Origin of the sequence: Hippea alviniae EP5-r (assembly GCF_000420385.1) — a bacterium.
GTDB classification, from domain to species: domain Bacteria; phylum Campylobacterota_A; class Desulfurellia; order Desulfurellales; family Hippeaceae; genus Hippea; species Hippea alviniae.
In genome coordinates, this window is sequence record NZ_ATUV01000001.1 from 590,346 (window position 1) to 604,675 (window position 14,330).

A 14,330-nucleotide genomic window follows, 5' to 3' on the forward strand; every position below is an offset into this window, starting at 1 on the left:
GATGAGATATGCATCGATTGATATAGGCACAAATACCATCCGTCTTCTTGTTGTTGAAAAAAGAGATAGTTGCAGGTTTGATTTTCTTTACCAAAAAAGCAGAATAGCAAGGCTTGGTGAATCTTTTTTACCTGAAAAGACTCTAAAACCGCAGGCAATCCAAAGAGCTTTGAATATACTGAAAGGTTACAAGAACATAATTGATGAGTTTGACTGTAAAGATATCTTTGCCGTTGCAACAAGTGCCGTAAGAGAAGCAAAAAACAGAGATGAGTTTATAGATGAAACTAAAAGACAAATTGGCTTGAATATAAGGGTTATAGATGAGAAGGAAGAAGCAGAACTTACCCATCTTGGTATTGTTTTCTTTTTAAAAGATGTTGTTAAGGGTAAAAAGTGGGTTGCATTCGATATTGGTGGTGGAAGCACAGAGTTTATGTTCTCTTTTTCTGATGAGTTGAAGAGCTCTTTTAGTGTGCCTTTGGGCGTAGTTAAGCTGCTTGAAGGTTTTGTTAAAAATGACCCGCCGACTATGGATGAACTTAGAGAAGCTATAGATTATTTTATTGCTGAGTTTGAAAAATTCAATCCCGACAAAGATGTTGAACTTGTTGTGGCAAATGCTGGAACTGTAACAACGCTTGCAGCAATAGATATGAGACTTAAAGAGTATTCGTATAAAAAAACTGAAGGGTATCGCTTGAATAAATCTAAAATTTACGATATCTTAACATACATGATGAAAATTAATTCCGAAGAGAGACTAAAACATTTCTCTATATTAGAGAAAGGCAGAGAAGATGTTATAGTTGTGGGAGCTTATCTTGTTTACAGACTGCTTGATTTTTTCTCAAAGGAGTATCTTATTACAACAAACGGCAGCTTAAGGGAAGGTGTTGTGCTTAAGGAGTTATGCAGTGGATAGCTCAAGAAAAGAAGTTTATGAGAAATTAAAAGAGAATGCTAAAATTTTAAGAGAGATTCTAAACGCTGATGAGTTTAATCTTGCAGAAGCCGATAAACTTTTTAGAGAGAGAAACACTCTTTTTTATCAGCTTAAGGATGTGCTTGTTTTGGAGAGTGTCGATGATGAAGAAGCCAAAGAGATAGAGAATATGATAAAGGATAATAACGAGCTGCTTGAGATGATAACAAAAAAGAAAGAAGAGATGGAGAAAGAGTTTAGAAAGAAAAAGTCGGATGTGTCAAAAATCTCAACCTATCTAAAAGGTTAAAAGAAGGAGGCAGTTATGGAGCTAAAAAGGGATAACTGCATGCTAATTGTCATTGATATGCAGGAGAAACTCTGCAAAGTTATGAAAAATCTTGAAAGAACAACAAAGAACATAAGGTTGCTCATAGAAGCTGCAAATGAGTTTAATGTTCCTATGATTTACACAGAGCAGTATCCTAAGGGACTTGGTGAGACGATAGAGCCTTTGAAGTCCTTACTTGAGAAGTATAACGCTAAGCGCTTTGATAAGATGTCTTTTTCTGCATTGAAAATTGATGAGATAAAAAAAGAGATAGAAAGTTCTTCCAAAAAAACAATAATTTTAACTGGTATAGAGTCTCATATCTGTGTTCTTTCAACAGCCATTGACCTTAAAAATGCAGGATACGATGTTGTCATAGCTAAAGACGGAACAACTTCAAGGGAAGATGAGTTTTACAGCACTGCTATGGACTTTTATAACGGCCAGAACATAGCAGTAATACCAGCAGAAACCATCGTATTTTATTGGATTGAGTTTGCTGGGACAGACTCGTTTAAAAAGCTTCAGAAGATTATTCTTGGCAGAGAATAAGATAGAAATTGTTTGAGAGATTTTTAAAAGATAAACGGTCTATTTTCCTATACTCGCTTCTGCTCTTTTCAATAGGTTCGTTTGGTATTACATTTTTCCCGCCTGATGAACCAAAATATGTAGATGCAGCTCTGCGCATGATAGAAACAGGCAACTATGTAGTGCCCTTTTTTAACTGCCATATCAGGTTTGACAAGCCCATCCTTTACTATTGGGAGCTTGTTTTGTTTTTTAAAGTGTTTTTTGTTGATGGCTTGATAAAGGCTGGAATAGACCCGCTTGGTATAGTTGAGTATGCAGCACGACTGCCTTCAATTATAACAGCTTCGTTTACTGCTGTTTATATTTACAAGTTAGCTGATGAGTTGTTTGATAAAGAAGCTGCAAAAAGGTCTGTTGTTGGTTTTGTTTCAACTCTATTTTTCTTCTATCTTTCTCGAGCTGTTTATCCTGATATGAGCCTTATTCTGTTTGAGCTTATGGGTGTTTACTATTTTATTAAAAATAGATACTGCTTGGGTTGGTTTTTTACGGCATTAGCATTTCTCGTTAAAGGGCCTATAGGCATTGTTAGTGTTGGTTTTACCTATTTTTTGTATCTCTGGATAGTTGAAAGAAAAAGCGGTCTAAAGGAGTTTTTTTCTTTAAAAAATGGCGCTGGGTTTCTCTTGTTTCTTTTTGTCAGTCTTCCGTGGTATATAGCTGTTTATAAAATGTATGGGATGGAGTTTGTAAATAAGTTTTTTATTTATCACAATATAGAAAGGTTTACGGGAAGAGCAGACCAACACCCGCACTCATTCTTTTACTTCTTTCCTATAGCTATAGCAGTTTTGTATCTGTGGTTGCCCTATTTTATTGAGTTTTTTAGAAGCATTGATTTCAAGGATAGAAAAACACAGTTTCTTATTGCTTGGTTTCTGTGGGTTTTTCTTTTCTTTTCTATCTCGAGAAACAAACTTGCCCATTATATAGCATTTGGTTTTTTGCCGTTGTCAATCATGTTTGGTGCATATGCTTCTAAATTTAAAAATAATAGGATTAAGGCAGCCGTAGTGTTTCTGATTGAGTTTATCTTAGGAGCTGTTCTCTCTTTTTATGTTTACAAGATGGGCATCTATTATGCTATTCCGACTCTCTTTTTTGGAATGTTCTTCGTTGGGCTTTTGAACTTTTACAAAGACCCTGTTAAGTCAATTTTTTATAAAACTATCGCCCTTACGATTGTTGCTTTTGTATTTCTTGTCCAGTTTGAACCATACAGGGCAACACCAAAAGTCTGGAGAGAAGTTGTAAAAACTCACTTGCCTTTAGTTGAGTATAGGGTGTTTAACCAATCGCTCGTGGCTTATACAAGATTGTGTCAAAAAGAGTATAGAAGTGTCAATGCCCTTCCTAAGAGTAAGGATTATCTCTTATACACAAAGGATAAATACTTGGGTGATTTAAAGGGTTTTGATTATAAAATTCTGTATTCAAACATGATAGATAAGGATAGAAGAACAGCTCTTCTTTTAATTCATGGACAATAGATATTTAGAAAAAGCCAAAGAGAAGATATTGAACTTTATGAAAACAGAGTATAAAGGAGAAGATATAAGATTTTGCTCTGCTTTTCTATTTGGTGATTCGAAGCTTATTGAAAAGAATAAACCACTTGCCGATTTGTTTAACTCTCTTGCTATAGTTGAAAGACCGAACATTATTTACATAAGAACGGATACCGAGCTTGAGATTAATGGTGTAAATATAAAGGACTTGACAGAGAAACTGCATCTTGCAGCCTTTTTTGGTGGTGATGTAAAAAGCATAAAACAGGTTAAGTGTGATGTTATTATAAGTGAGAATCTCTCATTTTTCATGAGCGAAAAGCCCAACAACTCAATCTTTCTTTACAATAAAGGATTTCACTTGACCAAACAGATAAGCCATTTTGTTGAAAAGTTAACCTTCAACAAACTGGTATTTTTCGGTGATGTTGATTGTCAGGGCGTTGCAATTTTCAACTCTTTTAAAAGGTTTTTTGGCAATATAGAGTTTTATCCCGATTTTGAAACTGTTAAATTTATTGTTGAGCATTATAATCTCCCTTTACCTAAGGATGAGTGTGAGTCTGAAGATTTTGAGCACCTAAAAGAGCTGGTGGAATTTTTGAAAGAGAAAAAGGTAAGGATAGAGCAGGAGTTTTTACAGGTTTTATTCTACAGAAAGGAGTTAAATAAGCCAAGATGGATAAGGTGAGAATGTTTTGTGCAAAGGATTGCCCAGATACATGTGAGTTTAATGCATGGATAGAAGGTGAAAATCTTAAAATTCAGCCAAAAGGGTGGGATTTTCTAAAAAAGCCATTTGTCTGCAGGAAGTTAAGCGATTTTTATAAAAGAGAGATATTGGATAACAATGCAGAAAGCATGGTTAATGGTAAAAGGGTAAGTGTTGATACTGCCTTGAAAGAGTTTGCCAATTTTTTGAAGAGCTCTAAAGATAAAAAGATTCTTTACTATCGTGGCTCTGGTAATCTTGGGTATGCAATGTTTGGATGGGATTGTGTATTCTCTAAATTTGATAATGTCTATTTTGTTGACGGCAGTCCGTGTGATGAGACGGGTATAGAAGCTCATATTGAAGATTTTGGTTGTTGTGTTAATCCTGATATTAAACAGATTGAAAAAGCCGATGCAGTTGTTATTTTTGGCAAAAACGCCTTTGCGGTGTCGCCACACCTTTACATGTATTTGAAAATTTTAAACAAACCGATTGTATATATCGACCCGATAAGGACAGAGACGGCAAAACTTGGCAAGTTTATAAGAATAAATCCGGCAGCAGATGGGTCTTTAGCTTATGCTCTAATAGATGCCTTGGGTTATGAGAATTTAGCCGATAGTGAGTCTGCTTTTTACAAGACGGGTTTAAGATATGAAGAGTTTGAGTATCTGGTTGAGTTGTTCAAAAACAACAAAAATATAGCCATAATCGAAGGATACGGCCTTCAAAGGTATAGAAATGGTAAAAACTCAATTCAGTGGATAAACAGACTTGCCTATTTAAGCGGTAATCTCGATTTTCTGTTTTACTCTCGCTCATCAAAAGAAGGCTTAAAAAAGCCCAATATCTCACCAAGAAATCGGGTTTTTATAAGTGATATTGCGGATTTGTTAAAAGATAACTTTTTTGATGCCTTTATTGTTGTGGCTTCAAACCCTGTTATGAGCTTGCCAGACGCTGATATTTGGCAAAAGGCTTTAGAAAGTAAGTTTTTTGTTTCTATTGATACGAGTCTTACGGAGTCTTCATCTCTTGCCGATATTTTTATAAAGGTTAGCGGAATGTTTGCTCAAAAGGATATTCAAGGGAGCTATTTTTTTGACAAAACCCTAAAAAAAGAACCGCTTGTTAAAGGAATTAGTGATCTTGATGCCGCAAAAAGAGTTGCTAAACTTTTGGATTTTGAAATTGATGTGAATTTGAATGACATTTTTACATCCAAAAAGCCAACAAGAAGAGTCAATTTTAGAGAGATAGGATTAAAAGAGCCGTTTAACGAACAGGGAAAGGTTAGGTTTTTAAGTATAGCAAAAGGAGATTATCTAAACTCTCAGGGCAAACATTTAAACGACGAGACGGTTTATTTGTCAAAAGAGATAGCATCAAATCTTGATATAAAAGAAGGTGAAACTGTTTATGTTGTCAATAACGAGAAAAGCGAGACATTTGTTGCTTCGATTACAGATAAAGTAAAAGGCAATATAGCACTTGTTTACAAAAGCAGAAGTCCAAAAACAAACAGAATCTTTAAAAGCATTCCGACGGATACAAAAAGGGCTATAGCATACAACGATACATTCGTTGAGATAAAAAAGGAAGGGCATTAACCCTTCCTTATCACTTTAGAACCCTGTTTTTCCAATAATCTCTTATCATATTTTTAACGCTTTCTGGCAAAGGCACATAGCCAAGCTGTTGTGCTGTTTTGTCGCCGTGTTTGAATGCCCAGTCGAAGAATTTGATTGTTGCTTTGTTGCTTTCCGGTTTATCTTTGGCAAGCAGTATCATAGTGGCAACGGTTAAAGGCCAGCTGTTTTTACCATCTGCAAGCAGAAGATTTGAAGGTATGTAAAATGACGATTTGGAAGACCAAGAAGCTCTTGCTGCTGCGGACTTGAACGATTCATCGGTTGGTTTTATAAAGTTGCCTTCTTTTGTTTGAAGCTGAACGGTTTTTAGGTTGTTTTGAAGTTTGTAAGCATACTCAACATAACCTATGGAGTAAGGTATCTGTTTTATATAGTTGGTCACACCCTGATTGCCTTTAGCACCCTTGCCTGTCGGCCAATCAACAACCTTGCCGTATCCAACCTTTTTATTCCAATCTGGACAAATGTGGGATAGCCAATATGTAAAATTCCAGGTTGTTCCTGAGCCTTCAGACCTATGAATAACGGTTATAACTTTGTGCGGCAGATTTAGTGATGGATTATCCTTTTTTATTTCTGGATTGTCCCAATATTTAATTTTTCCCATAAATATGTCGCATACTGCTTTGTTAGAAAGTTTTAATTTACCATCCTTTACACCTTTTATGTTCTGAACTATAACTATAGAGCCAACAATAGCCGGAAATTGATATAACCCTCTTTTTGATAATTCTTTTGGAGATAGCATTTTGTCTGAACCACCAAAATCTACGACTCTTTTTGTTATCTGCCTTATGCCGCCGCCAGAGCCTATACCCTGATAATTTACCCGTATTCCGGTTGCACCGTAATACTCGTAAGCCCATGCCGTGTAAACGGGATAGGGAAAAGTTGCGCCAGCTCCGTTTATTAGGTTTGATGCGTTAGATGAGAAGTTAAAACCAAAAATAACTGCGACAACCAAGATGAGCTTGAACAAGCTTTTCATACAAACACCTCCTAAAATTGAATTTTCGCCTTGAATTTATCGTTTAACTGTAAAGGGCTTTTGTAAAAATTGTTAAGAAGTTATTAAGTGATTTTTTTTATGGAAAATTAGGCAAATTATGGTAATCTTTAGTTTGAGAATAAGAAGGAGGGCTGTTATGTTAAAAAAATCCATTTTCATTGCAAGTCTGCTTCTATTTGCATTTACCTATTTTTCTTATGCTAAAGAAGCAAGCGAAATAGAAGATATGCTCAAGAGCGCAAAAAATCTAAACCTTATCATAACTCATAAATCCTTCGATGTCTGTTTGAACTCTAAAAATGCAGAAGCCCTGTTTAAGTTTAGGGTTAAAAATGATGGTGATTACAGGATATATTCAACATCGGATAAGGTTGATTTTGAAGGCAAACTGCTTTCAAGAAATTTTAATTACGAACTTGTTGTCGATTGCACTGATTTTAACATAAAAAGTCAGAAACGCATCTTTGATTGCAAAGAAGAGCTAAGGTCATCAAAGACATACTATTTGTATTTTACAACAACGGGAGACAACCCAGCTTTAGGTTGCATAAACATGGGGATTGATAAAGTTGAGTAATAATAATTTTTAAATTTTTTAAGATAAGATGTGTGCTTCACTTAGAGATAATAAATTTATGGTTATTTTTATTAAGGTTAAGATAGAATCTTAGTGTAATGGGTTACCCAACTAAAAAGCTAAAGGAGCTTATATCCTTATATCTGTCCAAAATAGAGAATGAGAAGTTTAGGTTTAGTTTGTTTTTTGTGCTTGGTAGTAGGCAATATTTTCTATTTAATGTTTACGATTCCCATAAAGGTTTCTTGCCTGATTATAAAGGTATGCAACTATCTAATATTTATGCTATTGATAAACTTACAGGTAACGAATCTGAGAGTGAATTTACAGGCAAAGCTGTTGGCGAGCATATGTTTTTGTATGATGGATTTGGCGAGGATTCTTCAATTTATATAAAAAAAATTAGAGTGTATGGACAAGAAATAGCTATTTGTGAATTTTTGGCAAGAGATATTACAGTAATAGAATCCACAAAAAGCATTATAGAAAAGCTGATAAACGAATCTTTGCCTTATTTGGTTGAAGTGTTTATGAGTATAAGAAATGATACAGCGAGAAGATATTTCTCTATGAATGCTCTAAATATAATAAAAAGTGCTAGGCCGAGAACATTCTATCACTCTTTTAGGGTTGCTGATTTGGCGGTTGCAATAGCTAAAAAAATGGGATTAGATAAAGAGTCGCAAAGAAAGTTGTATTATGCTGGTTTAATACATGATATAGGTGAGATGTATATACCTAGAGATGTTTTTTATAAAGAAGGCAAATTATCAAAAGAAGAGTTAGAGATAATAAAACAACATCCAAAGAATTTAAAGAGGATTTTTGAACATAACCCACTCATGGGAGATATTGTTGAGATTGCTTACTATCACCATGAGAGAGTTGATGGTAAAGGTTATTACGGTTATACAGGAGACAATATACCACTTGAGTCTAAAATACTTGCTTTGTGCGAAGTTGTAGATGGATTGTACTCCGATAGACCAGATAGAAAGGGTTTTGGTGTTAAGAAGATTATTTCATTGATAGAGAAGTCTTATGATGTTTTTGGCGAGGATATAGTAAGAAATTCTATAGAAGCTATAGATAAATTTTATTCCAGAAAAGAGCTTGATGTATCGATACTTGACAACATAAATAGTGTTGGCAAGCCGGCCACCATTATAGCATCTAAGAATGGAAAGCTTATTTTTTTGCAGGGTTCTGTTGAGTATGCCAATAATAAGATGTTAGGAGTAAGCTTTAATGATGATGTAGATATTGAATTTTCGTACAGGGAGATAATAAGGGTTCAGTTTCCATTTTTTGATTTTATATACGACTTTAAAGCTGCCGTCATATCTAGCTCTTCATCATCCATTAGCTTGGTCATAAAAGGGCCTTCTGAGACTAGTGTCAGTAACTTGAGTGTTCTTTGGGAGTTTGATGCTATAGCTATACCCTTGAGATTTTCACCAAAATCTGCTGATTCCAAAAAGGAGAGTGTAGTATTTGTGAAGATAAGAGTTGAAAGGTTTGGATCTAAATCACTATCAGCAAGGGTGGAAAAATCCAATGTCAGATTGACTGTAGGAGAAACAGTTTTATTGAAAATGAAACCATTAAAGGATACTATAACTATTCCTGCCGTGGTTTCTAATATTATGGATAGGCATGAGTATGAGCTTGTATATTTTGAATATTTCAATATTTCGGAAAAAACTGACGCACTTATACATAGGGCAATTTACTACAAACAATCAAAACAAAACGCTCCGCTGTAGTTTTTACATTTCTTTAATGCAAATTTAATACTTTTTTAACATTTTTTATATATCTCCTGTTTTTGATGAGAAGAAGAACATTTGCCGCAAAAGATAAGATTTTTCTCTTTTTAACAGTCCTATCTTCCATTTTAACTGTTGCTATAGTTGTTGCGATGTTCATAGTTCTTCTTATAGCTTCTCTTGATGCAATAAAGCATTTTGGTGTTTTTCATTTTATATTTCATGAAGAGTGGAATCCGCCAAGGCATATATTTGGTGGAGCATCTTCAATTTATGGAACAATTATGACAACTATAATTGCTCTTCTGTTTGCAATTCCAACTTCATTTGGTATTGCCATTTTTATAACTCAAATATGCCCAAAGTCATTAAAAGGCATATTCTCATCAGCCATTGAACTGCTTGCAACTATTCCAAGCATAATTTACGGCATGTGGGGTCTGTTTAGCTTAGCTCCCGTTATGAGAAATTACATTGAACCAGCACTGCAGAAAGTATTTTTTCCAATACCCGGCTTAAGAATCTTATTTGAAGGCACACCCTTAGGTATAGATTTATTAACCGCAGGCCTTGTTTTAAGCATAATGATAATCCCATTTATAGCTTCTATAGCAAGGGATAACTTCGAGTTAACGCCAAAGGAGTTGTCTGAGTCTGCCTATGCTATGGGTGCGACAAAATGGGAAGTTATAAAAGATGTGATAATACCGTATTCAAAGGTTGGGCTTTTAAGCGGCATTATCATAGCAACAGGCAGGGCTTTGGGTGAGACAATGGCTGTTGCTTTTGTGCTTGGAAATGACCATTCTATTCATCTTTCGCTCCTTAAGTCTTCAACGACGATTGCCGTTACACTTGCTAATGAGTTTACAGAAGCAGACTTTAATCTGTATGTCTCATCTCTGTTTTATTTGGGATTTATTTTGCTATTTTTGAGCTTCTTTTTACTTAGTATTGCAAAATTTTTGGTCAAGAAGGGAGCAAAAAGGGATGGATAGGATAAAAAAAAGAAAGATAGCCAATAAGATAGCTTTAAGTTTAAGTGTTTTTGCTGCTTGCTTAGGTCTTTTTTGGCTTGTTTTTATCATCCTTAGCGTTCTTCAAAAAGGCTTTTCTGCTATAAACTGGTCTCTATTTTTAAAAGACCCTGCACCACCTGGATTTTCCGGTGGCGGTCTAAGGTCTGCCTTTGTTGGTCAAGGAATAATAACAGTTATAGCATCAATAGTTGGGATACCTATTGGCATCATGGGTGGCACATTTCTTGCAGAGTATGGCAGAAATTCAAAGTTTTCAAAATTGGTAAGCGACATTGCAGACATAATGATAAGCTTGCCATCCATTGTTGTTGGAACATTCGTTTATAGCATAATGGTTAGGCCTATGGGGCATTTCAGCGGATATGCAGGAGCGGTAGCACTTGCAATTATCATGATACCAACAATTTTAAGAACAACAGAAGAGATGCTTAATCTCGTTCCGTGGGAGTTAAGAGAAGCAGCATTTGCCTTGGGTGCGCCTTATTATAAAGTTATCAAGGATGTCGTGTATCGCTCTGCTGCCGCAGGTCTTTTTACCGGTGTTTTGCTTGGAGTTGCCAGAGTTGCAACAGAGACAGCGCCACTCTTGTTCACATCTTTCAACAATCCGTTTTTCACAATTAACCCTAACCAACCTATGCCATCTCTAACCGTCACGATATATCAGTATGCGATGGGGCCGTATGAAGAGTGGCATAAACTCGCATGGGGGGCTTCATTTGTTATAGTTGCAACTGTTCTATTTCTCTCTCTAATTGGAAGGTTTCTCATAAATAGGAGGTTCTCAAAAAGATGAATCAGGTGCTTTTGAGTGTGAAGAATCTAAATTTTTTTTATGGCAAAACCCAGATATTGCACAACATAAATATGGATATTTATAAAAACAGGATTACAGCTTTAATTGGCCCATCTGGATGCGGTAAAACAACATTCTTGAGATGTTTTAACAGGATGCATGACCTTTATAAAGGCAATAGATACGAAGGTGAGATACTCTATAAAGGCGAAAACATTTTGAAGGTTAAAGACCTTATAGAGTTAAGAAGTAAGATAGGTATGGTGTTTCAGAAGCCAACGCCGTTTCCCATGTCTATATTTGACAATGTTGCATACGGATTAAAACTCAAAGGCATAAAAGATAAGAACATAATAAGAGAAAGGGTTGAAAAAGCTTTAATTGAAGCCGCTTTATGGGATGAAGTGAAAGATAAGCTGTATTCGTCTGCTTTGGCTTTGAGTGGTGGCCAGCAGCAGAGAATGGTTATAGCAAGGGCTTTGGCTGTTGAACCTGATATTATACTGTTTGATGAGCCTACGAGTGCACTTGACCCTATAGCAACATCAAAGATTGAAGAGCTTCTGTTTAACTTAAAAAAGATTACAACGATACTCATAGTTACCCATAACATGCAGCAGGCTGCAAGGGTTTCTGATTTTACCGCATTTTTATTTAAAGGGCATCTGATAGAGTTTGAAAGAACAGAAAAGCTGTTTACGAATCCGAAGGAAGAGTTAACTGAAAAGTACATAACAGGAAGGTTCGGTTGATAAAAAGGGGGATTTATGGTTAGAATAGACGATGATATTAGAATGTTAAGGATTAAGATATCAAAAATGGCGTCAATTTCTCTAAATATGGTTGAAAAAGCATCAGAAGGCTTATTTGAAAGAAGGTCGGAGCTGCTTGAAGATGTTATAAAAACAGACAATCTCGTTGATGAGATTGATAATGATATAGACCAGACAGTGGTAAGGATATGTGCTATAAGGCATCCAGAAGCCGGTGATTTAAGATTTATTTTATCGTGTGTTAAAGCGAATGTTGCTATAGAACGCGTTGCTGATAATGCTGTGAATATAGCTGAGTGGGCTTTGAAGATAAACAAGTATCCACAGCTTAAGCCATATATCGATTTACCGAAAATGAGAGACATAGCAGTAGGAATGGTTAGAGATGCTGTTGATTCGTTTCTTGATAGAAATGTTGACAGAAGTAGGGAGATAATAAAAAAGGATGAGATTGTTGATAATTTGGAAATTCAAATAATAAGAGAGCTTATGACATATATACTTGAAGATGCTCATAATATAAAAACTGCATTAAGACTTATGTATGTTGCAAGAGCGTATGAGAGAATAGCAGACCAGGCAACAAACATAGCCGAGCTTGCTATATTCACTGCAACAGGTGAGATAGTAAAACATAGAAGGAAAAAAGAGTGAAAGGGACGATATTAATAATCGAAGATGACGATTATATAGCCGAGCTTATAGAGTTTAATTTGGCAAAGGAAGGCTATGAAGTCATACTTGCAAAAGATGCAAACGAAGGACTGATGTTTTTAAAAAGCAGCGATATTGACCTTATATTGCTTGATTTAATGCTTCCTGGTCTTCAAGGTGAAGAGTTTTTGGATTTGATAAAAGGCAAAGGTAAAAGTGATTTACCTGTTCTGATAATAACGGCAAAGACGGGCGATGAGTTGTTTGTTAAGCTTCTTAAAACTGGTGCAGATGATTTTTTGGTTAAACCGTTCTCTGTTAAGGTGTTGATTGCAAAGATTGAAGCCATATTAAGAAGGGTAAAAGGTGGTGGTTTTAATATTATTGAAGCTTTCGGCATTGAGATACAGCCAGATGAGTTTATTGCAAGGGTTGATGGAGAAGAGCTTGAGCTTACAAAAACTGAGTTTGATATACTAAAGTTGTTGATTGAGAATAAAGGAAAGGTGTTGACAAGGGATAGAATTCTTCAAACTGTTTGGGGTATTGATGCTTCTGTAAGTGATAGGACTATAGATGTTCATGTTTCAAAGATAAGAAGAAAGCTCAAAGACAAGGGAAAATTAATAAAATCCATACCCAAAATAGGATATAAGCTCTCTTTATGAAAAGGTTTATCAGGCTCTTTAGCATATTTCTTCTTGGTGGTTTGCTGATAATCTTTTTTATAGCTGTGTATTTCTATCCAAGAGTTTGCTCTGTCGATAAACTTTTTGATGGTATTGCTTCTCTTTTGGTTATTTTTACTGTTTTTGCCTTTGGGTTTGCAGTTTTTTTAAGCAATAGAGAAGAGAAGGTTTACAAATATCTAAGGGATGTTGTTGACGATTTAAAAAACTCAAAAGAGCCAGAATTTCCGCACTTCAATGATAGGGAGCTTGTTAAACTCTTCTCTGGTATAAAGGAGATTTATAAAACCCTTAAAAGGAATAATTTGATAATTGAAGAAGAGAAAAATAAGCTGAAGTTTGTGATTAATTCAATAGATGATGGCATACTTCTGCTTAATAAGGGCAATCTTGAGCTTTTAAATAAAAAGGCTTGTGAGCTTTTGGGTATAAAGGATTCAAGTGGCAATATTATAGACCTGTTGTCCAATCATCTGTTTGTTAATGTTTTTGAAGAGATTTTAAAAAGCGATAAGCTTGAAAAGGAGATAGAAAGTCAAGGCAGGTGGTTTTTTATAAAATCTATAACTCTTGACGATAGAAAATTGGTAGTAATAAGGGATATAACCAAACAGAAAAATTATGCACTTCTTAAAGCCAAGTTTTTTGAAGATGCATCACACGAGCTTAAAACACCAATTACATCGATTTTGGGATACTCAGAGACACTGCTTGGAGGCGGAATTGATGAGAAAATGAGCTTAAAGTTTTTTGGCTATATACACCAGAACGCAAAAAATTTGGCAGAACTTGTTGAAGATATTTTAACGCTTCACAGATTAGAAAAACAGAAAGAGCCTATAAAGGGAGAATGCAACCTTTCGAATATATTGGATGAGCTCAAAATCTCATTTGGTAATTTAGCGAAAAAGAAGGGTATTGATTTTATGGTTGAGATAGAAGATAAAAGTGTCTCTGTCCCTTGCGGTTATATAAAATCCATACTTTGGAATCTTGTTGATAACGCCATAAAATACACCGATAATGGACATGTAAAGATTGAGTGTAAAAGCAGCAATTCTGAGTTTACAATTATAGTTGAAGATACAGGTTCAGGTATAAGTCAGAAGCATTTACCGTATATATTTGATAGATTTTACACAACGCAGAAGGGAAGAAATAGAAGGATAAGTGGGACAGGTCTTGGTCTTTCCATAGTTAAACATATTGTTCAGTTATATGGTGGCAGTATAGATGTGAAAAGTGAACCACTAAAAGGCAGCAAGTTTACGATAAAGATACCCTATGCTTGAAAATAT

General features: G+C 35.2%; 15 protein-coding genes. 14 read left to right on the plus strand and 1 reads right to left on the minus strand.

Features of this window, described 5'->3' with window-relative positions; genetic code table 11:
• The first annotated feature begins 1 nt into the window (after position 1).
• Genes G415_RS0103170 through G415_RS0103195 form a run of 6 tightly spaced genes read left to right on the plus strand, consistent with a single transcriptional unit; the run spans position 2 to position 5,683 of the window.
• Entirely contained in the window at positions 2–925 is a 924-nt protein-coding gene (locus G415_RS0103170) for a Ppx/GppA phosphatase family protein (protein WP_022670141.1), read from the plus strand.
• A complete protein-coding gene (locus G415_RS0103175) occupies positions 918–1,235 on the plus strand; it encodes a hypothetical protein (RefSeq protein WP_022670142.1) in 318 nt (105 codons plus the stop codon). The genes G415_RS0103170 and G415_RS0103175 overlap by 8 nt, the downstream gene beginning before the upstream one ends.
• 15 nt (positions 1,236–1,250) lie before the next feature.
• Positions 1,251–1,808: an isochorismatase family protein gene (locus tag G415_RS0103180; RefSeq protein WP_022670143.1), complete on the plus strand. Its 558-nt coding sequence runs from the start codon at positions 1,251–1,253 to the stop codon at positions 1,806–1,808.
• Between the two features lie 8 nt (positions 1,809–1,816).
• Positions 1,817–3,340, plus strand: a complete 1,524-nt coding sequence (locus G415_RS0103185; protein WP_022670144.1) for an ArnT family glycosyltransferase — start codon at positions 1,817–1,819, stop codon at positions 3,338–3,340.
• Positions 3,330–4,049 carry a Wadjet anti-phage system protein JetD domain-containing protein gene (locus G415_RS0103190; protein ID WP_022670145.1) on the plus strand — a complete coding sequence of 240 codons (720 nt, stop codon included), beginning with the start codon at positions 3,330–3,332 and terminating at the stop codon, positions 4,047–4,049. The genes G415_RS0103185 and G415_RS0103190 overlap by 11 nt, the downstream gene beginning before the upstream one ends.
• A complete protein-coding gene (locus G415_RS0103195) occupies positions 4,037–5,683 on the plus strand; it encodes a molybdopterin-dependent oxidoreductase (RefSeq protein WP_022670146.1) in 1,647 nt (548 codons plus the stop codon). Before G415_RS0103190 ends, G415_RS0103195 begins: the two co-directional genes overlap by 13 nt.
• Before the next feature lie 10 nt (positions 5,684–5,693).
• On the opposite strand, the gene pstS is transcribed toward G415_RS0103195, so the two are convergent.
• A complete protein-coding gene (gene pstS, locus G415_RS0103200) occupies positions 5,694–6,713 on the minus strand; it encodes a phosphate ABC transporter substrate-binding protein PstS (RefSeq protein ID WP_022670147.1) in 1,020 nt (339 codons plus the stop codon).
• 157 nt (positions 6,714–6,870) lie between these two features.
• On the opposite strand from pstS, the gene G415_RS0103205 reads away from it, so the two are divergent.
• The 8 genes from G415_RS0103205 (at position 6,871) to G415_RS0103240 (ending at position 14,324) form a co-directional block, all read left to right on the plus strand.
• On the plus strand, positions 6,871–7,311 hold the full coding sequence (locus G415_RS0103205) for a hypothetical protein (protein ID WP_022670148.1): 441 nt from the start codon (positions 6,871–6,873) through the stop codon (positions 7,309–7,311).
• A gap of 98 nt (positions 7,312–7,409) precedes the next feature.
• A complete protein-coding gene (locus G415_RS0103210; RefSeq protein ID WP_022670149.1) occupies positions 7,410–9,077 on the plus strand; it encodes an HD-GYP domain-containing protein in 1,668 nt (555 codons plus the stop codon).
• A gap of 65 nt (positions 9,078–9,142) precedes the next feature.
• On the plus strand, positions 9,143–10,078 hold the full coding sequence (gene pstC / locus G415_RS0103215; RefSeq protein WP_022670150.1) for a phosphate ABC transporter permease subunit PstC: 936 nt from the start codon (positions 9,143–9,145) through the stop codon (positions 10,076–10,078).
• Positions 10,071–10,916, plus strand: a complete 846-nt coding sequence (gene pstA, locus G415_RS0103220) for a phosphate ABC transporter permease PstA (RefSeq protein ID WP_022670151.1) — start codon at positions 10,071–10,073, stop codon at positions 10,914–10,916. The genes pstC and pstA overlap by 8 nt, the downstream gene beginning before the upstream one ends.
• Positions 10,913–11,668 carry a phosphate ABC transporter ATP-binding protein PstB gene (gene pstB / locus G415_RS0103225; RefSeq protein WP_022670152.1) on the plus strand — a complete coding sequence of 252 codons (756 nt, stop codon included), beginning with the start codon at positions 10,913–10,915 and terminating at the stop codon, positions 11,666–11,668. Before pstA ends, pstB begins: the two co-directional genes overlap by 4 nt.
• A 15-nt stretch (positions 11,669–11,683) precedes the next feature.
• Entirely contained in the window at positions 11,684–12,343 is a 660-nt protein-coding gene (gene phoU, locus G415_RS0103230; RefSeq protein ID WP_022670154.1) for a phosphate signaling complex protein PhoU, read from the plus strand.
• Positions 12,340–13,011, plus strand: coding sequence for a response regulator transcription factor (locus G415_RS0103235; RefSeq protein WP_022670155.1), 672 nt, complete (start codon positions 12,340–12,342; stop codon positions 13,009–13,011). Before phoU ends, G415_RS0103235 begins: the two co-directional genes overlap by 4 nt.
• Positions 13,008–14,324 (plus strand): sensor histidine kinase, encoded by a 1,317-nt coding sequence (locus G415_RS0103240; protein ID WP_022670156.1) that lies wholly within the window; start codon positions 13,008–13,010, stop codon positions 14,322–14,324. Before G415_RS0103235 ends, G415_RS0103240 begins: the two co-directional genes overlap by 4 nt.
• Positions 14,325–14,330: the final 6 nt, after the last annotated feature.